Below are 15,406 nucleotides of genomic sequence, written 5' to 3'. Positions count from 1 at the left end.
CGACTCCAGACTTTTTGATGATGTCAATTTTGCTCAGGGCTCAATCTTGCTCAGGGCTGTATAGCATAACGCGATTACGCCCTTCGTTCTTTGCGCGATAAAGTGCTTTATCGGCTTGGTCTAATAACAATGTTGTATGTTGTTCGGATGAAACGATTTCAACGCTCACTCCAATACTGACGGTTAGAGGAATGGTTATTTTTCCCCAACTAATCGGTAATTCAAAAATAGCTTTCCTTATGGTCTCAGCAACTTGCAGGGCGCCTTCTTGATTCGTATTCGGTAATATAATAGCAAACTCTTCACCACCAAAACGTGATACCAGATCGGTTGGTCGCTTTAATTTTCGCTTAAGTTCATCAGCGATAACTCGCAAGGCTTGGTCGCCGGCAAGGTGTCCATGAGTGTCATTAATCGACTTAAAGTGGTCTATATCTAGCATGAGGATAGCCATTGGCGTTTGTTGTCGACGGCTTATGCGGCCTTCTGCAAGGATACGCTTATCAAACGAATTTCTATTTTTTACACCTGTAAGGCTATCAATCGTAGTTTGTTCCGTCAGCTTTTGATTTGCTTCGTTGAGCTCTCTTAGTGCAATTTCTAATTCTAATGTTCGCTCTTGAACCATCTTTCCAAGTTGCTCGCTACTTCGAGCCTCTATTCGAAGTGCATCTTCTCGGGTTATTTTCACTCTTTCTGCTTGAATTAACGCTTCTTTCTGGATCTGCAGTTTAGACAGGCGTTCATCGTTATAGCGTATCGCTAGTAGTGCCGCCATGAATAGAATTTCGAAGCTTAATCCAAGCATGAAGGGAGTATTAGCTTGCAGCTCAAGTTCGATATAACCCATATACATCATGCCGGAAATTAAGGCTCCTAGCATCATACAGGCCCAGCCAATAGCGAATAACTTAGCCAGTTTATGGCCTCTAAATCCTTGAACGAGTGCGATATACATCAGTATTAAACTGCTGAGCATGACTACGCAGACATCCATTTTTAGCGCTAGGTTGTAGTCGAGTAATAATCCAATAAAAAGCAGGAAGATTGAAATGGCCGCACCGACCCGGCAGATCCGTAGCATCGGCTGGCTATGGTACTTAAGCTGCATGACTTTCTCTGAAAACAGAAAGGCAAATGCCATCGATAAACATAATAGTACAGGCAAAATAAACGTTTGTACTATCGGTAAATTAGGCCAAATAAAACGAAAGGCGATACCGTGTAAAGCGGCGACAAATAGCGTCAAAGAGAGCACATAACCTGCATAATAGGTGTAACTAAATGAGTGTGAGCTAATGGCAATAAAGAGGCTGAAAATCCCAATCGCTGTTAAGACACCTATTTGGAAGCCATAGAGTAATGATTGCTGCTCAGCACTTTGATAGTAGGCGTTATCGGTCCAAAGCGTGAGTGGAATACTTGAAGACCCCGCAGTGCTTATTTTTAAGTAAAAGGTATGAAAATCATTATTTTTACTGCTAAACGGGTACGAAAAATCATTACTAACAATGGGCCTTCGAGAGAAAGGGATACTGTCACCCATAACGACTTTGTTGACTAAACGGTGTCGATTGAAGTGATATAACTCAATCAGATCCAAGTGGGGGTTGGTTATTGATAATATTCTATGGGTTACAAAAGAACCGCTGCTGTGCACGCTAAACTTGACCCAAAATTGCCTGTTACTTAGACCGCGAATAATATCCGGCGTGAATTTATCCCAACGTGTTGATGACAACTGGCTGACTTGGAATACGTCCGTGTTTGGCGTTACTGGTGTGTAATAGACCCAGTCATTTAAGGCTTGCTCTGTAGGGGTATGGCTATCGAGCGTTAAGATGTTTTCGGCGTTTGTACAGCTTGATATAAAAAGCATCGCGATGGCTATAAAACGAATGAATAGCCGCATTAATACGTTAAACCAAAAAAGGAACGGCTGTTTTGATAAGTTTGTAGTGCAAAATCATCAATCTGTTGCCCACGAAGATTCGCAATATACTCAGCGATATAAGGTAAGTATTTAGGTTGGTTCTTACTTGATTTCGGTTTTGGTCGCATGCTTCTTGGCAATAAATAGGGGCTATCAGTTTCAATTACAATACGATTGTCAGGAATAAATGGCACTAGCTCGGCTAGCTCCTGACCTCGACGTTCATCACACACCCAGCCGGTGATCCCTATGTGTAAGTCTTGTTCTAGATAAGCCTCTAGACTTTCCCGGTTCCCTGTAAAACAGTGCAGTAGCGCCGCGGGTAATGCTGAGCGGTATTCTTTTAATATGGTGAGGAAATCTGTATGAGCGTCTCGTTCATGCATCAATACTGGCATTTTTAGCTCAACTGCCAGATCAAGTTGCTGAGCAAAAGCCTGCCTTTGTTTGGCTCTCGGTGAGAAATCTCGATTATAGTCCAGACCGCATTCTCCAATGGCAACGACACATTGAGATAAGCTTAGTTGCTTAATGCGATGACAGCTTTGGGACGTCCATTCACTCGCATGATGCGGATGAACACCTGCTGTGCTATAGAGCGTTCCTGAAAATGAATTGCATAGCGCAATCGCTTGCTCACTCTCTTCAATGTGGCTGCCGACAACAACCATAGAGGAGACGCCAACATGATTAGCGGCTGCTACAACCTCGTGAAGATCTTTTTCTAAGCTGCTGCCAATGAGATTGACAGCAATGTCCATAAACTGCGGCATTATTTAAGACGTTTAACCCGAATGGTGGTGTTACGATCTTTTGTGCCTAACATAAAAGATCCAAGGGCTGCTTTCTCAATATAGACTTGTTGTTCTGGCTTGAGTTTGAAAGAGCGTGAATCAGTTTGTTTCCAAACTTGACCGTTATCAAATTGAATTTTAAGCGCGCCATATGGATCTTTGGTGACTTTATCCACGGTTAGATTGATGACCACAACCTCTTGCCCCGCTTTGTCATTCTTGATATTGCCAAACTCTTCAATAACGTTTTTTTGTGCATTTGCGGTACTGGTGACAACGGTTGCTGAGGCGGCGACGGCAATTGTTTCTGGTGCCGAACTAACACTGGTGACGCTGTTTGTTACTAATGACGCGGAGAGGTTGTCGTAACAGACAAGACGATCCAGTTTGTCTGGTACCGCAGCACATTGTGATAGCTGAGTTTCAACAGAGGCATTTGCAAATGTCGATAACAAAATAGAGGCTGTTGTCAGTAATAACAGATACGGCTTAATCATTAAAATTTCCTTTTTATTATTAGAAAGCAGGCTACGGGACGATTTTATACCAATTCCGTTATATATGTAATCAATTCAGAGCCTCAATGTTAAGGCCATTAAGGTATGTCAAAGAAGCTAAGGTCTATTGCTTTTGTGATTCAATATACCTACAGAGTTACCAGTGAGAATGTTAGCTATTAGAGGGTAGGGCTTATACCTGTTGCATTAAAAGTTTGAACATTCAGCGGGAATTCAAAGCCCTGTAGGCGAGATTAGGAATTGAAGCTAATAGTTATTCTCGGCTCTGGCATCGTAACCTAATGGTTTTTCAGTGCAAAAAAAAGGTACTGCCTTCATCAACTGAATAGCAATACCTTTTATCTCTATCAACAAATGTTTAGTTACTTTTGTTCACTCTCTTCAGACGTATCTTCATCTTCATCGTCTTCAGATTCATCTTTACTATAAAAGCGTGCTGCGATGAGTCCACCTTCAAACAAGATGAGCATTGGAATCGCGAGCATAGTTTGCGAAATAATGTCGGGAGGTGTTAAAAACATTCCCACAATAAATGCACCAACCACTATGTATGGACGTTTCTTTTTCAGCTCTTCAGGTGAGGTGACACCCGCCCAGCACAAAAGAACGACTGCTACAGGTATTTCAAACGCTAAGCCAAAGGCAAAAAACAGCTTGAGAATAAAACTCAAATAGCTACTGATATCGGTCGCAACTTCTACACCTTCAGGTGCTGCAGACGCAAAAAAACCAAATACCACAGGGAATACTACGTAATAAGCAAATGCAATACCGAGGTAGAACAGCAAGGTACTACTGGTAAGCAGCGGCACCACTAAGCGCTTTTCATGCTTATAAAGCCCTGGTGCAACAAATGACCATACTTGAAACAGAACATAAGGTATGGCAATAAAAAATGACAGTACCAATGTTAGTTTGAATGGTGCAAAAAAGGGTGCGGCAACATCCGTTGCAATCATGCTGCTCGAGTCGGGCAGAGCTTGCATCAATGGTATCGCCATATAATGGTAAATATCATTGGCCCAATAGACCAAACAGATAAACACCAAGAGAACACTCGCTATTGCTCGAAGCAGCTTATTACGCATCTCAAGCAAATGGCTTATTAACGGCTTTTGTTGTGACATGGACTACCCGTTAGGTTTGTCTGACTTAGCACTATCTGTTGAAGATGTCTCAATAGTAGGGGCGTCCTTGGCTGGCGTTTCTTTTGCCAAAGGAACATCTTCTACTTGATAGGGACGATTAACAGATTGCGCTGCTTGTTTTAATTGATCGATTGAATCCTGTAACTCAGGCGCAAGGTTTTTTAAGCCTTGGCTTTCTGCTTTTTTCAAATCAGTATGCAATTGCTCGATTTTAAGCTCTTGTTCTAATTCGTCTTTAACTGAGTTAGCCATTTTTTTCATGGCGCGGATCCAGCCTGAGATTGAGCGCACGGCGACAGGAAGTCTTTCAGGGCCAAGTACAACTAGCCCTAAGACTCCAATCAACAGCAACTCCATAAAGCCGATACCGTCGAACATAGTCGATTACGCCTGTTCTTTGTCCTTAGATTCAGCCTTTTTTTCGGCTGTCTCAGTGCCCTGAACTGTTTTTTCAGCTGCACTGTCTTCTAGCGCTGTTTTTTCTTCTAGCGCTTTTTTATCTTCTTCAGAAGACATGGCGTTTTTGAAGCCTTTAACAGCACCGCCTAAATCGCCGCCTAGAGAACGTAATTTCTTTGTTCCAAACAATAATACGACAATCAATGCAACGATAAGAAGTTGCCAAATACTAATGCCACCCATGAATGAATCCTCTTAATTTAGATATTGAATCTATTATGAACCTTTGGTTATTTAGGTCTAGCTAAAGTTTACGGATCTTTGGTCTAGATCGCCATCCGAGCAGCCACAATGTGGCGCCTAGGCCGATACTGCCGTAAGACGCCCATAGTGTAGCGTCTTGATTGAACAAAATAGTGCCACAGATCACTAAAATAGCGGCGGTGATCAAAAAATAGTTACTTTTATGTGCTTTTTGCTGATGTTTTAGATATCGATCGAGTAATTTGTTTTGTGTCTTTGCTAGGTTGCGACCCATTTTTAAATTATCGTAAATGAGCTCTGGCAGCTCTGGCAGGTGTTCTGCCCAATAAGGCAGTTGCTGCTTAATTTTGCTTGCCATGGCTTTAGGGCCTACTTGTTCGGCCATCCAGTCTTCAAGAAAAGGTTTAGCGGTTTGCCATAAATCTAATTGTGGGTATAGCTGACGCCCTAAACCTTCAATATAGAGTAAGGTTTTCTCTAACAATACCAGCTGAGGCTGGACAACCATGTCGAACCGACGCGCAGTTCGAAATAGCTCAAGTAAAACGTGACCAAATGAAATTTCATCTAATGGTTTATTAAACATGGGCTCACAAACAACTTTAACCGCTTGTTCAAATGCACTGATATCGGTATCGGGTGATACCCAACCGGATTCAATATAAAGCTGAGCAATGCGGTGATAATCACGATTGAAGAAGGCGAGAAAGTTTTCTGCTAAATAGCGTTTATCTTCATCGGTCAGTGTGCCCATGATGCCGCAATCTAAACCGATGTAAAAGGGATCATCTGGGTGTTCACGGCTGACAAAAATATTGCCGGGATGCATATCTGCGTGGAAAAAATTATCACGAAATACTTGAGTGAAAAATAGTTCTACACCGCGTTCAGCAAGCAGCTTTAGATTGGTACCTTGCGCTATAAGTGCCGCTTTATCTGATACAGGTACACCGTCAATACGCTCCATTACAATCAGTCGGGTAAAACAAAGCTCTTCATACATAAAAGGGATATAAAGCGAATTTGAACCCAAGAAATTATTACGTAACTTAATCGCACTAAGGGCTTCAAGTTTTAAATTGAGCTCACCCTCAATGGTGGTGCGATAATCCTCGACAACTTCGGCTGGACGTAAGCGATTGTTTGCCCCTAGCAGTAACTCTAAAAAGCCCGCAGTCTGCGACATTAGCTGAATGTCGGCATGAACTTTTTGTTCTACATCTGGGCGCAGTACCTTTAATACCACTCTAGCGCCGTTAGACTTTAGCGTCGCGGTATGCACTTGTGAGATAGAGGCTGATGCAAGCGGCGTGTCTTCGAAGTCATCAAAGTAATTTTCGATGGGGGCTTTAAGTTCGGACTCAATAGAGGCGCGAGCAATCGCGGAATCAAAGGGAGGCACTCTGTCTTGCAACATCGCCAGCTCTTCAGCCCATTCATCACTGAGTAGATCGCGTCGGGTTGAGAGCATTTGGCCAAACTTAATATAGACAGGGCCAAGCTCTTGCATCGCCAGTTTTAAGCGTTCACCGCCGATTTTATCTTTGTGTTGGTTTCTGAGCCAGAAGAGACAACCTCTTAATAGCTTGAAGTACCAAGGCGTTAACTTTGAGGGAATTAAATCATCTAATCCGTAATGCAACGCGGTGCGGATGACTTGATAAGCGCGCCTGATACTTGTTACTGTCATGGTTTAACTCTTGCCCTATTTAGTAATTGCTCTATCCGTGCTTCCAAAGCGTCGACGTCGACGGCGATATCTTCGATGGTATCACTTAAGTGAATATATTCGAGTTTATGCGGTGCAAGTCGATACTCTTCGGTCGTTAACTGACCTAAGTGGGAACGTGTTTTGAGCCATATTTGGGTGATACCTTGTTTTGCTCGCTTAACCGTTTGGCAAACAAAGTGAGTTGGAATATCACCGATATAACGAGATAGTGGCTCGTAAAAATCGAATTCAACACTTTGAATATAGTGGCTAAAAGCTTGCAATAAACCGAGGTCGCCTTCGAGGCTAAGCTTATCTTGTTTGATCAATTCAGTGAGGTTTGCACCTTCAGTGAGTTGATATAAAGTGGTGATATCGGCATTAACTTGAGTGGTAACCTCACCTTCGTATTGGCTGTAAACTTGGATCTCTTTAGCAAACAAGAGAAAAAGTGGCCAATTAAGCTGAGTAAGTTGAATGCAAAGAACTTTGCCATGCAGACTACGCAGGGTCGCGTAGTCTTCAGGCGATTGGGCGATTAGCTTGTTTAAGCTAACCTCAATCGCCGCACATGTAAGCAGTGACATGTCACGAGACATAGTGAGTCCAATCAGAATTTGTAACCTTTATGCAAGGCCACAATACCGTCAGTCATATTGGTATAGTTCACTTGCTCAAAACCAGCATCTACCATCATTTGTTTCAATGTTTCTTGATCTGGGTGCATGCGAATAGATTCAGCAAGATACGCGTAACTCTCAGCGTCTTGTGTAATTAACGCGCCCATTTTAGGCATCACTTTAAAGCTGTATAGATCATATAATTTACGCATCACGTTGTGCTTAGGCTTAGAAAACTCAAGCACTAATAATTTTCCGCCGGGTTTCAATACTCTTAGCATTGAAGCGATAGCGGCATCTTTATCGGTGACGTTACGTAGACCAAAGGCGATGGTAATAATATCGAAATGATTGTCTGGAAACGGCAGTGATTCAGCGTTAGCTTGCACATAGTTCACATTGCCCACAATGCCTTTGTCTCTTAACTTTTCGCGGCCAACCTTTAACATTGAGTCGTTAATATCGGCTAAAGTAACTTGGCCTTTTTCACCTACAATACGAGAAAACTTAGCGGTTAAATCACCAGTACCGCCAGCTAAATCAAGAACCTTCATGCCTGGACGTGCACCAGCACTTTCGATAGTGAAACGTTTCCACATGCGGTGGATACCGAAAGACATGACGTCATTCATGATGTCGTATTTAGCGGCGACAGAATGGAATACGCCAGCGACCATCTCGGCCTTTTGCTCAGCTTCAACCGTTTTGTAACCGAAGTGAGTGTTCTTTGGAGTGTCCTCTGACATCTATCTATTCCTATACGTTAACAATTGAATTATCGCGATTGTAAGTCATCAAGCCAGATTGCTGAATCTTTCATCCATCACTATGTGATGTATGTTATCTATCAGTCGCTGGAGTTCGTAAAAATGAGCGATGACACAGGGTTTCGCAAAATTGACTGCGCATTACACCATAATCCTAGCCAATGTTGAATCGTTATTATACCAATTGTAATGAGTATCTGTTCATTCAGTACTTTGCAGCTCACGCGCTCACTCATTCCACTTCTGTATTGCATCGGCTCACAAGGGAATAACCATTCTTTCGTCAATGCGCCTTGAATTGAAAAGATTGAGCGCTTCTGAATTGACTACATATTTAATGCAATTGGTATTTACTACAATGCATTAATACGTCCGTTGATATAGCTATAGATCAACTCGCCAATACTTTGTCCTGTTTCACGGTAGCCGGCATCGACGCCTGCAACATGGCAACTTGGAGCCGCTTCGGCTAAATGTAAATAGGCACAAGGGCAATGCTTAGCAACATAGCTGACGTAGTGTAATGCATCGAGCAAAGGCACTCCTGCTGCGGTTGAAGCGCTGCTCGGCATGTTCGTTATGGCATCTAAATCGAGCTCAACCGCCACCGGTAGCGAGCTGTTATTGAGCTCTTTGGTAATGGATTTCAACGCGGTTTCTAAGCTTAGTTCTCGACGCACCCAAATTTGCTGAAAAGTATGCCAGTGGCCACCAAATGCTTTGAGTTGTTCTAATGTTGCTTCGCTGTTTTTTAGCTCATGCAGTCCAAGTACATGATAAATACCCAGTGCACCAGAAGCGGCAGCATAACTAAATCCGTTACCACTGTGGCGACCTTCTTTTGGCCTAAAATCTGAATGAGGGTCTAGATTCACGGCGGCAATTGGGCGCTTATGGCTTGCTTTTGCGGCCATCAGTAAACCGTAGGCATTGTTGTGCCCACCGCCAATAACAATGGGTTCTAACCCTGCTTGCATGACCCGAGATAACACCTCAATCACTCTTAAATCTAATTGCTCTACATTGTGGCGCAGTTGCTCTGCGGTACTGCTGCCAGGCAGCTGTAAATCAGTGGTTTTTATTTGACCTAAGACTAAGCATTGGTCGCCCGATAAATAGCGGTTGGATTGAAAATTGAGAAACTGTGTCATTGCGCTGTCAAAAGCGTCTGTTGAGCCACCTCGGCCCAGGTTTGCACGGGGACCAATATCTTCGCCAATACCAATAATTGCAAAACGGGCACCCCCAGTCTTGGCTTGTGCCAGTATTGTTGAGAGATTATCCGTTGCCGTAGGAATGTGTACTCGTTGTCCGAGTTTGGTTTCGCCAGCTCTCGGCGCGAATAAGCTCTCAAGCTTAATGGTGGTAAAAGGGTTGAGATACTGCATTGAGTTATTCTTATATTTTAGTGCTCATTACCGACAGTGTAAGCCCTTGGGTTAACACCGCAAGCCTTGCTGAACAATCAGCCACAAAAAAGCCAGCACTTCGGCTGGCTTAGTTGGTTAGATTAAATCGAGATTTAATCCAAATGTGTTATTTGATTAATCAATGTCGAGCGGTTCAGGTGATAAAATCATGCCAGTGTTATCGGCATAAACATGGTCACCGGGTAAAAAGCTCACGCCGCCAAAATTGACTGGAACTTCAAGCTCACCAATGGCATGGCTATCGGCGCCAACGGGAATAGAGGCTAACGCTTGTATGCCAATGTCTAAATCTTCTAATGCATCAACATCACGAATTGAACCATAGATGATGATCCCTTCCCAATTATTGTCCACAGCCACCTGGGCAATCGTTGAGTCGAGTAGGGCGCGACGCAGTGAACCACCGCCGTCAACGAGCAATACTTTGCCTTCACCATCTTCCTGTAGAGCATCGATGATGAGGCCATTATCTTCGAAACATTTGATGGTGCTAATCGAGCCACCAAAAGAGTTACTACCACCGTAATTACTGAACATGGGTTCGACAACATCAACTACATCGATATAAGTGTCACAAAGTTCTGAGGTGTTGTATTCCATAAGAACGCTCCTGGTAGATAGGCGTAGCTCAGTAATTTGAGCAAAAGAGTAATTTAACCAGTATATAAGGGATTGTTGAAAAGAAAAGTCTTATCAATCACGCAATTGCCGATAAACGCATCACTCAGCTATGTTGTGGTAATATTTCGACATCTAGGTTACTAATTCAGCAAAAATATGACATAGGTCATTATATAACGTTTTTTTATTACCAAGATGGTGTATTTTTGTTAGCATAAGTGTAGACATATTAACTTAACTTAATTTTTGAGTCGCTTTAGGGGCACGGATCCCCCGGTTAGCTTAGGGACGGCAGAGGGCCTAAAAGGTGCCTTATGGAAGCTATTAATACTATTGAAATCATCGGTTATGCTGCGTCAATTATGGTCGCGATTTCGCTAATGATGAAAGACATTACCTGGTTGAGATGTTTGAACTTTACCGGTTGTTCACTGTTTGTTATTTATGGAGCGTCAATTGAAGCATGGCCTGTTGCGGGTATGAATGCCTTTGTTGCATGTATTAATATTTACCACTTGCTAAAGATTTACCGTAATCGCAATAATGTTGAGCTTGCTACTGATTAATGAGTAGATATACCTAAGCGACTTGGGTATTTCACGCTGGCCTGATTATCTACGGATAATTAGGTTAGCAAATCTCTTTCCTCTCTTATTTTTTCATCTCTCCTCGATAATCATCCAACACGATAACGTCTACTTTTACACAGTGTCATAAAACTTTAGGGTCGCTGTCACCTTCACGTCATGGATTTTTCATAGCTTGCTATTAAATAATGATTTTGGAGTTTGCAATGATCACCTCAATATCAAGACTAGATCGCAGTGGCTATCAATTTGTGGTTAAGCAAGGCCAGCAGCATGGTTTACAACCGTTGGCTTTATCACTTTCGGCCTCAGGTAACGGACCTGTATACCTATACATGGTGGTGCTGTTTTTACTGCTAGATAGTAATGGCGAGTCACTGCTTAATACGCTATTAGCTTCATATTTGGTTGAGTTGCCGCTTTATTTTCTGCTTAAAAATATGATCCGTAGACAGCGTCCTTGCGATGCGCTTGCTGATGGCATTGCCCGTTTTGAACCCGCTGACAAATTTAGTTTGCCCTCGGGTCACACCGCTGCTGCATTCGTGATGGCCACAAGCATCTACTTTATCTATCCACAACTGTTTTATATTGCCACGTGCTGGGCAATAGGCATTGGTCTGTCGCGCATTATTTTAGGGGTTCACTATCCGCTGGATATTATCGCCGGTGCCTTACTCGGTATCGCTTCTGTTGTGCTTAGTCTGCAAATTATTTAGGAGAGCGCATTGAAGATCCTCTATGGAGTACAAGGCACTGGAAATGGCCATTTAAGTCGGGCAAGAGTGATGGCTAAAGCGATGCATAAGCAAGGAGTCGACGTAGACTTTTTCTTTTCCGGCCGCTCTTCGGAGCAATTTTTTGATATGCAGTGCTTTGGGCAATATCGGGTGCAATCAGGCCTGACGTTTGCGACTAAAGATGGTCGCGTGAATGTGGGGCAAACCGCTAAGATGAACGCGTGGTTTGGATTCGTTAAAGATGTCAAAAACCTAGATTTAAGCGGCTATGATCTGGTCCTCAATGATTTTGAGCCCGTATCCGCTTGGGCAGCTAAAAATCAAGGTGTGCCGTCCATTGGTATCAGCCATCAAGCCGCGCTTAATTTCTCGGTGCCTAAAGTGGGTGACAGTTGGTTTAACGAAACGATGTTGAACTACTTTGCACCAGTGGATATAGCGTTAGGCTGCCATTGGCATCACTTTGGCTTCCCCATTTTGCCACCTTTTGTCGAGGTTGATAAAGTTGAGAAAGAGTTAGCGCATCAAGTATTAGTCTATCTGCCTTTTGAGTCCCCAGATGCAATTGTAGACTTCTTGGCACCTTTTACTGATTACACCTTTTTGGTGTACCACGCAGGGATAACTCATCAGTCAATGCCGTCACATATTAAATGGCATGGTTTTGACCGCGATGGTTTTAAAGCGGCAATGGCAAGCTGTGGTGGTGTGATTGGCAATGCGGGTTTCGAGCTTGCCAGTGAAGCGTTAACCTTGGGTAAAAAACTGCTGATCAAGCCATTGTTAGGCCAATTTGAACAGTTATCTAATGTCGCTGCACTTGAACTACTGGGGGCCGCTGAGTGCATGAAAACATGTTTAGAACCTGATGCACTGCGGCGTTGGTTAAAGTCACCGACGCCCGAATCTATAGACTATCCTCAAGTGGCAGATGAGTTAGTCAGCTGGTTACTTAAGGGCGATTGGAATCAGCCTGAGGAGTTATGCCAGTCACTTTGGTCGCAAGTCAATTTACCTCAGAGCTGGCAAAAAAAGAGCCCTTAAAACTAATGGTTACTACTGGGATTTAGTATGTCACTAATATAAAGAGACAATGCTGCCGCTGTACATACCTAGGCGTGCGCTATTACTACTGACTTTTAAAGAGGTATAATGCTTAAGTCTTTCGCCTAACATAAATCCATATCGGCAATACTATGCAGCTAAAACCACTCGAGAAAGGGCGTTTTCATTCATTATGGCATCAAGAACATGATGCCATTGAGCAGACTATGCGTGAGTGCATTACCGAAACGAAAACGGTGACTGCACAACATCGACTAATGGAGCAAGGCCAGAAGGTTAACGACCTCATACTGGTGCCACATGGCCGTATCTCAATGGGTTATACCGCTCGAAATGGCCGTAGCTTTCAGTTGGGAACCATGACTTGCGATTCTCAGCTGTTTGGGGAGATGGAGTTTTTTACTCACTACTTGTGCCAGTTAGATATTATTGCCGAAGAGCCATTAGAAATCTCAATTATTAATGGCGATAAGTTACAACAGGCTTTATTAAAAACGCCTCAGTTTGCACTGTTTTTTGCCAGTGCTATCGCCATAGACTATCAAGATACTGTGGATATTTTCACCCGCCGCATGTTATACCCCATCGCTTATAATATTGCTTACGACCTCTATCATCAGTATTTAAAAGATCAGCCTGTAGAGGGCTTCACTAAGTGCTATTTAGAAGCTGAACGCTTTGCGACAACCGATAGAGTTTATCGCCGTGCAGTTAAAAAGTTGGAAGATTTAGCCTTGATTAAGCGAGATAAAGAGGGGCTGATAATTTGTGATTTAGCCGGCCTAAAAGCCTTTATCGAATAGTCCCAAACCTTAGTCTTAAGGCTTGGGACCGATAAGGTGTTAATGGTTAATTATGCAACTTGCGCAGTATGGCCGATTTTTTGGCGCATAGAGAGCACTAGCATGACGATGATTAATCCATAGATCACTGGTATGGCATACATAACGGTTTGTAAGCCAATAATGCTTTCAAATAGTGAGCTAATTGCAGGGCTGAACATTGCGCCCGCACTACCACTAATCAAAATGTAAGAGACGTTCCGGCTACTGGCATTTTTGACAAATGACACACCGTAAGCAATAAAGGCGTTATAAAGCGCGGCACAAGCAAAGCCATAACCATAGGTTAGGTAACCAATCCACGCTAAATTATCTGTAGTTACAATCAAACTGGTGATGATAAAAGCCAGTGAAATCATCCCCATAATGAAGTACTGAATCTTAACTCTTGATACAATCACCGTCGACACTAGCGCACCAATTAGCGCGGCAGACCAGTACTGAGTGATAATATTACCCGCTTCCTCGAATGGAATATCGAACTTGGTTTTAACGAACATCGGTGCCCAAGTTAGGAAGGTATAGAGTGCTAGCATGCCAAGGAATAAACCCAGTCCGCCACTAATGATGCCTAAGTTCCACTCAGACTCATCTTTACCATTTTCTGCTGATGTTTGGTTTTCAACAAGTTCAAAGTTGGTCGCAAGTGCAATGGCTGCCGTCGCTAATGCAACGATACCCACGGCCAGATAGCTGAAGCTCCAAGATAGTGCATGGCTTAATGCATAAGTGGTAATGAGTGGGAATACAACGCCCGCTACGTTAAAGGTGGCATCTTGTACCACGAGCATGGTGCTTTGGATTTTATCTTTCCATACCGATACTACGATAGTACCTGCGATACAAAGGCCAACACCGCCACAAAGCCCGATAATCGTCATTGCGATCATCACAACAGTGAGTGAACCGGTGAAGTGTAATGCTGCTGCACTGAGTGCTATGCTCACGTAGCTAATAAGTGTCATGCGTTTTACACCGATTTTTTCAATTAAGAAAAAAGCAGCAATAGTACCCGCGAGGGCTCCGCCATTAAGCAGTGAGAATATTGAGGCGACTTCATTGACGTTAGCTGAAAACTTCTCAGCTATAGGTTCAATCAGCATGCCGAACTGGGTCGCAAAGCCTGCCATCACAAAGTTGGCTAAAAAGCTGAGCAAGGTTAAGGATATTTTATTTTTCATCATTAGTTCCTAGTATCACTATATCAAGCGTTAAAGTTAAGCCGCGCAAAGGGATGCTTCGAGCGGCTTAATAAAGCGTTACTGACAGGCTGTTTCTAATGCCAGCTCTATCATCTGATTAAAGGTTAACTGGCGAGCCTCTGCACTGGTCTCTTCGCCCGTTAAGCAATGGTCTGAAACGGTAAGAATCGCGAGTGATTCGAAACCTTTGTGATGCGCTAGGCCATATAAGCCAGCGACTTCCATATCAACACCTAATACACCAAAGCGTTCTAATGCTGGGATCATATCTTCATCTGGATCGTAGTACATGTCACCACTGAACACATTACCCACTTTAACGTTGATCTGCTTCTGTTGAGCGATGGTGTAGGCTTTGTGCAGCAGCTCGAATGTGGCAGAGGTCGCCATTTGATAACCACTACTACGCTTGGCATTAGTGGGTGAATCAGTACCTGCAGCTTGCGCTAGGATGACGTCGTTGATCTTGACGTTATGTTGGGTTGCACCAAGGCTACCGACGCGGATGATACGTTTCACATTAAAATCAGTGACTAGTTCATGGGCGTATAACACCATAGAGGGAATACCCATACCATGGCCCATAACAGAAATACGTTGGCCTTTATAAAAACCGGTATAGCCAAACATATTGCGGATATTGGTCACTTCCACCGCATCATCTAAAAAGTTTTCAGCGATATACTTAGCGCGAAGTGGGTCGCCAGGCATGATGATGGTTTCGGCAAAATCACCGGCTTTACCATTAATATGTGCAGTCATGAG

General features: G+C 43.3%; 17 protein-coding genes. 4 read left to right on the top strand and 13 right to left on the bottom strand.

The annotated features are described in order from the left end of the window. Nucleotides 1–40 precede the first annotated feature (40 nt). The 11 genes from CXF86_RS10310 to rraA all read right to left on the bottom strand — a co-directional run bounded on the left by CXF86_RS10310 (nt 41) and on the right by rraA (nt 10,184). Complete coding sequence (locus CXF86_RS10310) at nt 41–1,912, bottom strand: sensor domain-containing diguanylate cyclase (protein ID WP_102038906.1); 1,872 nt, start codon at nt 1,910–1,912, stop codon at nt 41–43. Then, nucleotides 1,912–2,706: a TatD family hydrolase gene (locus CXF86_RS10305; protein WP_101089795.1), complete on the bottom strand. Its 795-nt coding sequence runs from the start codon at nt 2,704–2,706 to the stop codon at nt 1,912–1,914. The genes CXF86_RS10310 and CXF86_RS10305 overlap by 1 nt, the downstream gene beginning before the upstream one ends. Continuing rightward, nucleotides 2,706–3,224, bottom strand: a complete 519-nt coding sequence (locus tag CXF86_RS10300; RefSeq protein ID WP_102038905.1) for a hypothetical protein — start codon at nt 3,222–3,224, stop codon at nt 2,706–2,708. The genes CXF86_RS10305 and CXF86_RS10300 overlap by 1 nt, the downstream gene beginning before the upstream one ends. A 383-nt stretch (nt 3,225–3,607) precedes the next feature. Further along, on the bottom strand, nt 3,608–4,372 hold the full coding sequence (tatC, locus tag CXF86_RS10295) for a twin-arginine translocase subunit TatC (protein ID WP_101089797.1): 765 nt from the start codon (nt 4,370–4,372) through the stop codon (nt 3,608–3,610). 3 nt (nt 4,373–4,375) lie between these two features. Next, entirely contained in the window at nt 4,376–4,771 is a 396-nt protein-coding gene (tatB, locus tag CXF86_RS10290) for a Sec-independent protein translocase protein TatB (protein WP_102038904.1), read from the bottom strand. 6 nt (nt 4,772–4,777) lie between these two features. Then, nucleotides 4,778–5,035, bottom strand: a complete 258-nt coding sequence (tatA, locus tag CXF86_RS10285; RefSeq protein WP_101089799.1) for a Sec-independent protein translocase subunit TatA — start codon at nt 5,033–5,035, stop codon at nt 4,778–4,780. Between the two features lie 61 nt (nt 5,036–5,096). Continuing rightward, the gene (ubiB, locus tag CXF86_RS10280; protein ID WP_101089800.1) at nt 5,097–6,746 is read right to left on the bottom strand and encodes a ubiquinone biosynthesis regulatory protein kinase UbiB; all 1,650 of its coding nucleotides are present in this window, start codon (nt 6,744–6,746) and stop codon (nt 5,097–5,099) included. After that, nucleotides 6,743–7,366, bottom strand: a complete 624-nt coding sequence (locus tag CXF86_RS10275; RefSeq protein ID WP_102038903.1) for a ubiquinone biosynthesis accessory factor UbiJ — start codon at nt 7,364–7,366, stop codon at nt 6,743–6,745. Before CXF86_RS10275 ends, ubiB begins: the two co-directional genes overlap by 4 nt. 11 nt (nt 7,367–7,377) lie before the next feature. Next, nucleotides 7,378–8,133, bottom strand: a complete 756-nt coding sequence (gene ubiE, locus CXF86_RS10270; protein WP_101089802.1) for a bifunctional demethylmenaquinone methyltransferase/2-methoxy-6-polyprenyl-1,4-benzoquinol methylase UbiE — start codon at nt 8,131–8,133, stop codon at nt 7,378–7,380. A 374-nt stretch (nt 8,134–8,507) separates the two neighbouring features. After that, nucleotides 8,508–9,542, bottom strand: coding sequence for a formimidoylglutamase (locus CXF86_RS10265; RefSeq protein WP_102038902.1), 1,035 nt, complete (start codon nt 9,540–9,542; stop codon nt 8,508–8,510). 156 nt (nt 9,543–9,698) lie between these two features. Next, the gene (rraA, locus tag CXF86_RS10260; protein ID WP_101089804.1) at nt 9,699–10,184 is read right to left on the bottom strand and encodes a ribonuclease E activity regulator RraA; all 486 of its coding nucleotides are present in this window, start codon (nt 10,182–10,184) and stop codon (nt 9,699–9,701) included. Between the two features lie 335 nt (nt 10,185–10,519). Here rraA and CXF86_RS10255 point away from each other — a divergent pair, with 335 nt between their 5' ends. The 4 genes from CXF86_RS10255 to CXF86_RS10240 all read left to right on the top strand — a co-directional run bounded on the left by CXF86_RS10255 (nt 10,520) and on the right by CXF86_RS10240 (nt 13,400). Beyond that, complete coding sequence (locus tag CXF86_RS10255; protein WP_101089805.1) at nt 10,520–10,771, top strand: YgjV family protein; 252 nt, start codon at nt 10,520–10,522, stop codon at nt 10,769–10,771. Between the two features lie 227 nt (nt 10,772–10,998). Continuing rightward, nucleotides 10,999–11,511, top strand: a complete 513-nt coding sequence (locus CXF86_RS10250; protein ID WP_102038901.1) for a phosphatase PAP2 family protein — start codon at nt 10,999–11,001, stop codon at nt 11,509–11,511. Nucleotides 11,512–11,520: 9 nt separating this feature from the next. Further along, entirely contained in the window at nt 11,521–12,576 is a 1,056-nt protein-coding gene (locus CXF86_RS10245; protein WP_101089807.1) for an MJ1255/VC2487 family glycosyltransferase, read from the top strand. A gap of 152 nt (nt 12,577–12,728) precedes the next feature. Then, a complete protein-coding gene (locus tag CXF86_RS10240) occupies nt 12,729–13,400 on the top strand; it encodes a Crp/Fnr family transcriptional regulator (RefSeq protein ID WP_101089808.1) in 672 nt (223 codons plus the stop codon). A 50-nt stretch (nt 13,401–13,450) separates the two neighbouring features. Here CXF86_RS10240 and tsgA read toward each other — a convergent pair whose 3' ends face one another. After that, entirely contained in the window at nt 13,451–14,620 is a 1,170-nt protein-coding gene (gene tsgA, locus CXF86_RS10235; protein WP_102038900.1) for an MFS transporter TsgA, read from the bottom strand. 78 nt (nt 14,621–14,698) lie between these two features. Continuing rightward, entirely contained in the window at nt 14,699–15,403 is a 705-nt protein-coding gene (gene deoD, locus CXF86_RS10230) for a purine-nucleoside phosphorylase (protein ID WP_102038899.1), read from the bottom strand. Between the last annotated feature and the right edge of the window lie 3 nt (nt 15,404–15,406).

The sequence above is a fragment of the Shewanella sp. GutCb genome, from assembly GCF_002836135.1.
Classification (GTDB): Bacteria; Pseudomonadota; Gammaproteobacteria; order Enterobacterales; family Shewanellaceae; genus Shewanella.
Note: the sequence above shows the minus strand (reverse complement) of the source record. Positions and strands in the feature narration are given on the sequence as shown.

Coding starts and splice junctions, on each gene's coding strand:
- tsgA (WP_102038900.1), bottom strand. CDS start 14,620: ATGAAAAATAAAATATCCTTAACCTTGCTCAGCTTTTTAGCCAACTTT.
- CXF86_RS10310 (WP_102038906.1), bottom strand. CDS start 1,912: ATGCGGCTATTCATTCGTTTTATAGCCATCGCGATGCTTTTTATATCA.
- tatA (WP_101089799.1), bottom strand. CDS start 5,035: ATGGGTGGCATTAGTATTTGGCAACTTCTTATCGTTGCATTGATTGTC.
- CXF86_RS10265 (WP_102038902.1), bottom strand. CDS start 9,542: ATGCAGTATCTCAACCCTTTTACCACCATTAAGCTTGAGAGCTTATTC.
- ubiE (WP_101089802.1), bottom strand. CDS start 8,133: ATGTCAGAGGACACTCCAAAGAACACTCACTTCGGTTACAAAACGGTT.
- deoD (WP_102038899.1), bottom strand. CDS start 15,403: ATGACTGCACATATTAATGGTAAAGCCGGTGATTTTGCCGAAACCATC.
- ubiB (WP_101089800.1), bottom strand. CDS start 6,746: ATGACAGTAACAAGTATCAGGCGCGCTTATCAAGTCATCCGCACCGCG.
- CXF86_RS10240 (WP_101089808.1), top strand. CDS start 12,729: ATGCAGCTAAAACCACTCGAGAAAGGGCGTTTTCATTCATTATGGCAT.
- CXF86_RS10255 (WP_101089805.1), top strand. CDS start 10,520: ATGGAAGCTATTAATACTATTGAAATCATCGGTTATGCTGCGTCAATT.
- tatB (WP_102038904.1), bottom strand. CDS start 4,771: ATGTTCGACGGTATCGGCTTTATGGAGTTGCTGTTGATTGGAGTCTTA.
- CXF86_RS10300 (WP_102038905.1), bottom strand. CDS start 3,224: ATGATTAAGCCGTATCTGTTATTACTGACAACAGCCTCTATTTTGTTA.
- CXF86_RS10305 (WP_101089795.1), bottom strand. CDS start 2,706: ATGCCGCAGTTTATGGACATTGCTGTCAATCTCATTGGCAGCAGCTTA.
- rraA (WP_101089804.1), bottom strand. CDS start 10,184: ATGGAATACAACACCTCAGAACTTTGTGACACTTATATCGATGTAGTT.
- tatC (WP_101089797.1), bottom strand. CDS start 4,372: ATGTCACAACAAAAGCCGTTAATAAGCCATTTGCTTGAGATGCGTAAT.
- CXF86_RS10250 (WP_102038901.1), top strand. CDS start 10,999: ATGATCACCTCAATATCAAGACTAGATCGCAGTGGCTATCAATTTGTG.
- CXF86_RS10275 (WP_102038903.1), bottom strand. CDS start 7,366: ATGTCTCGTGACATGTCACTGCTTACATGTGCGGCGATTGAGGTTAGC.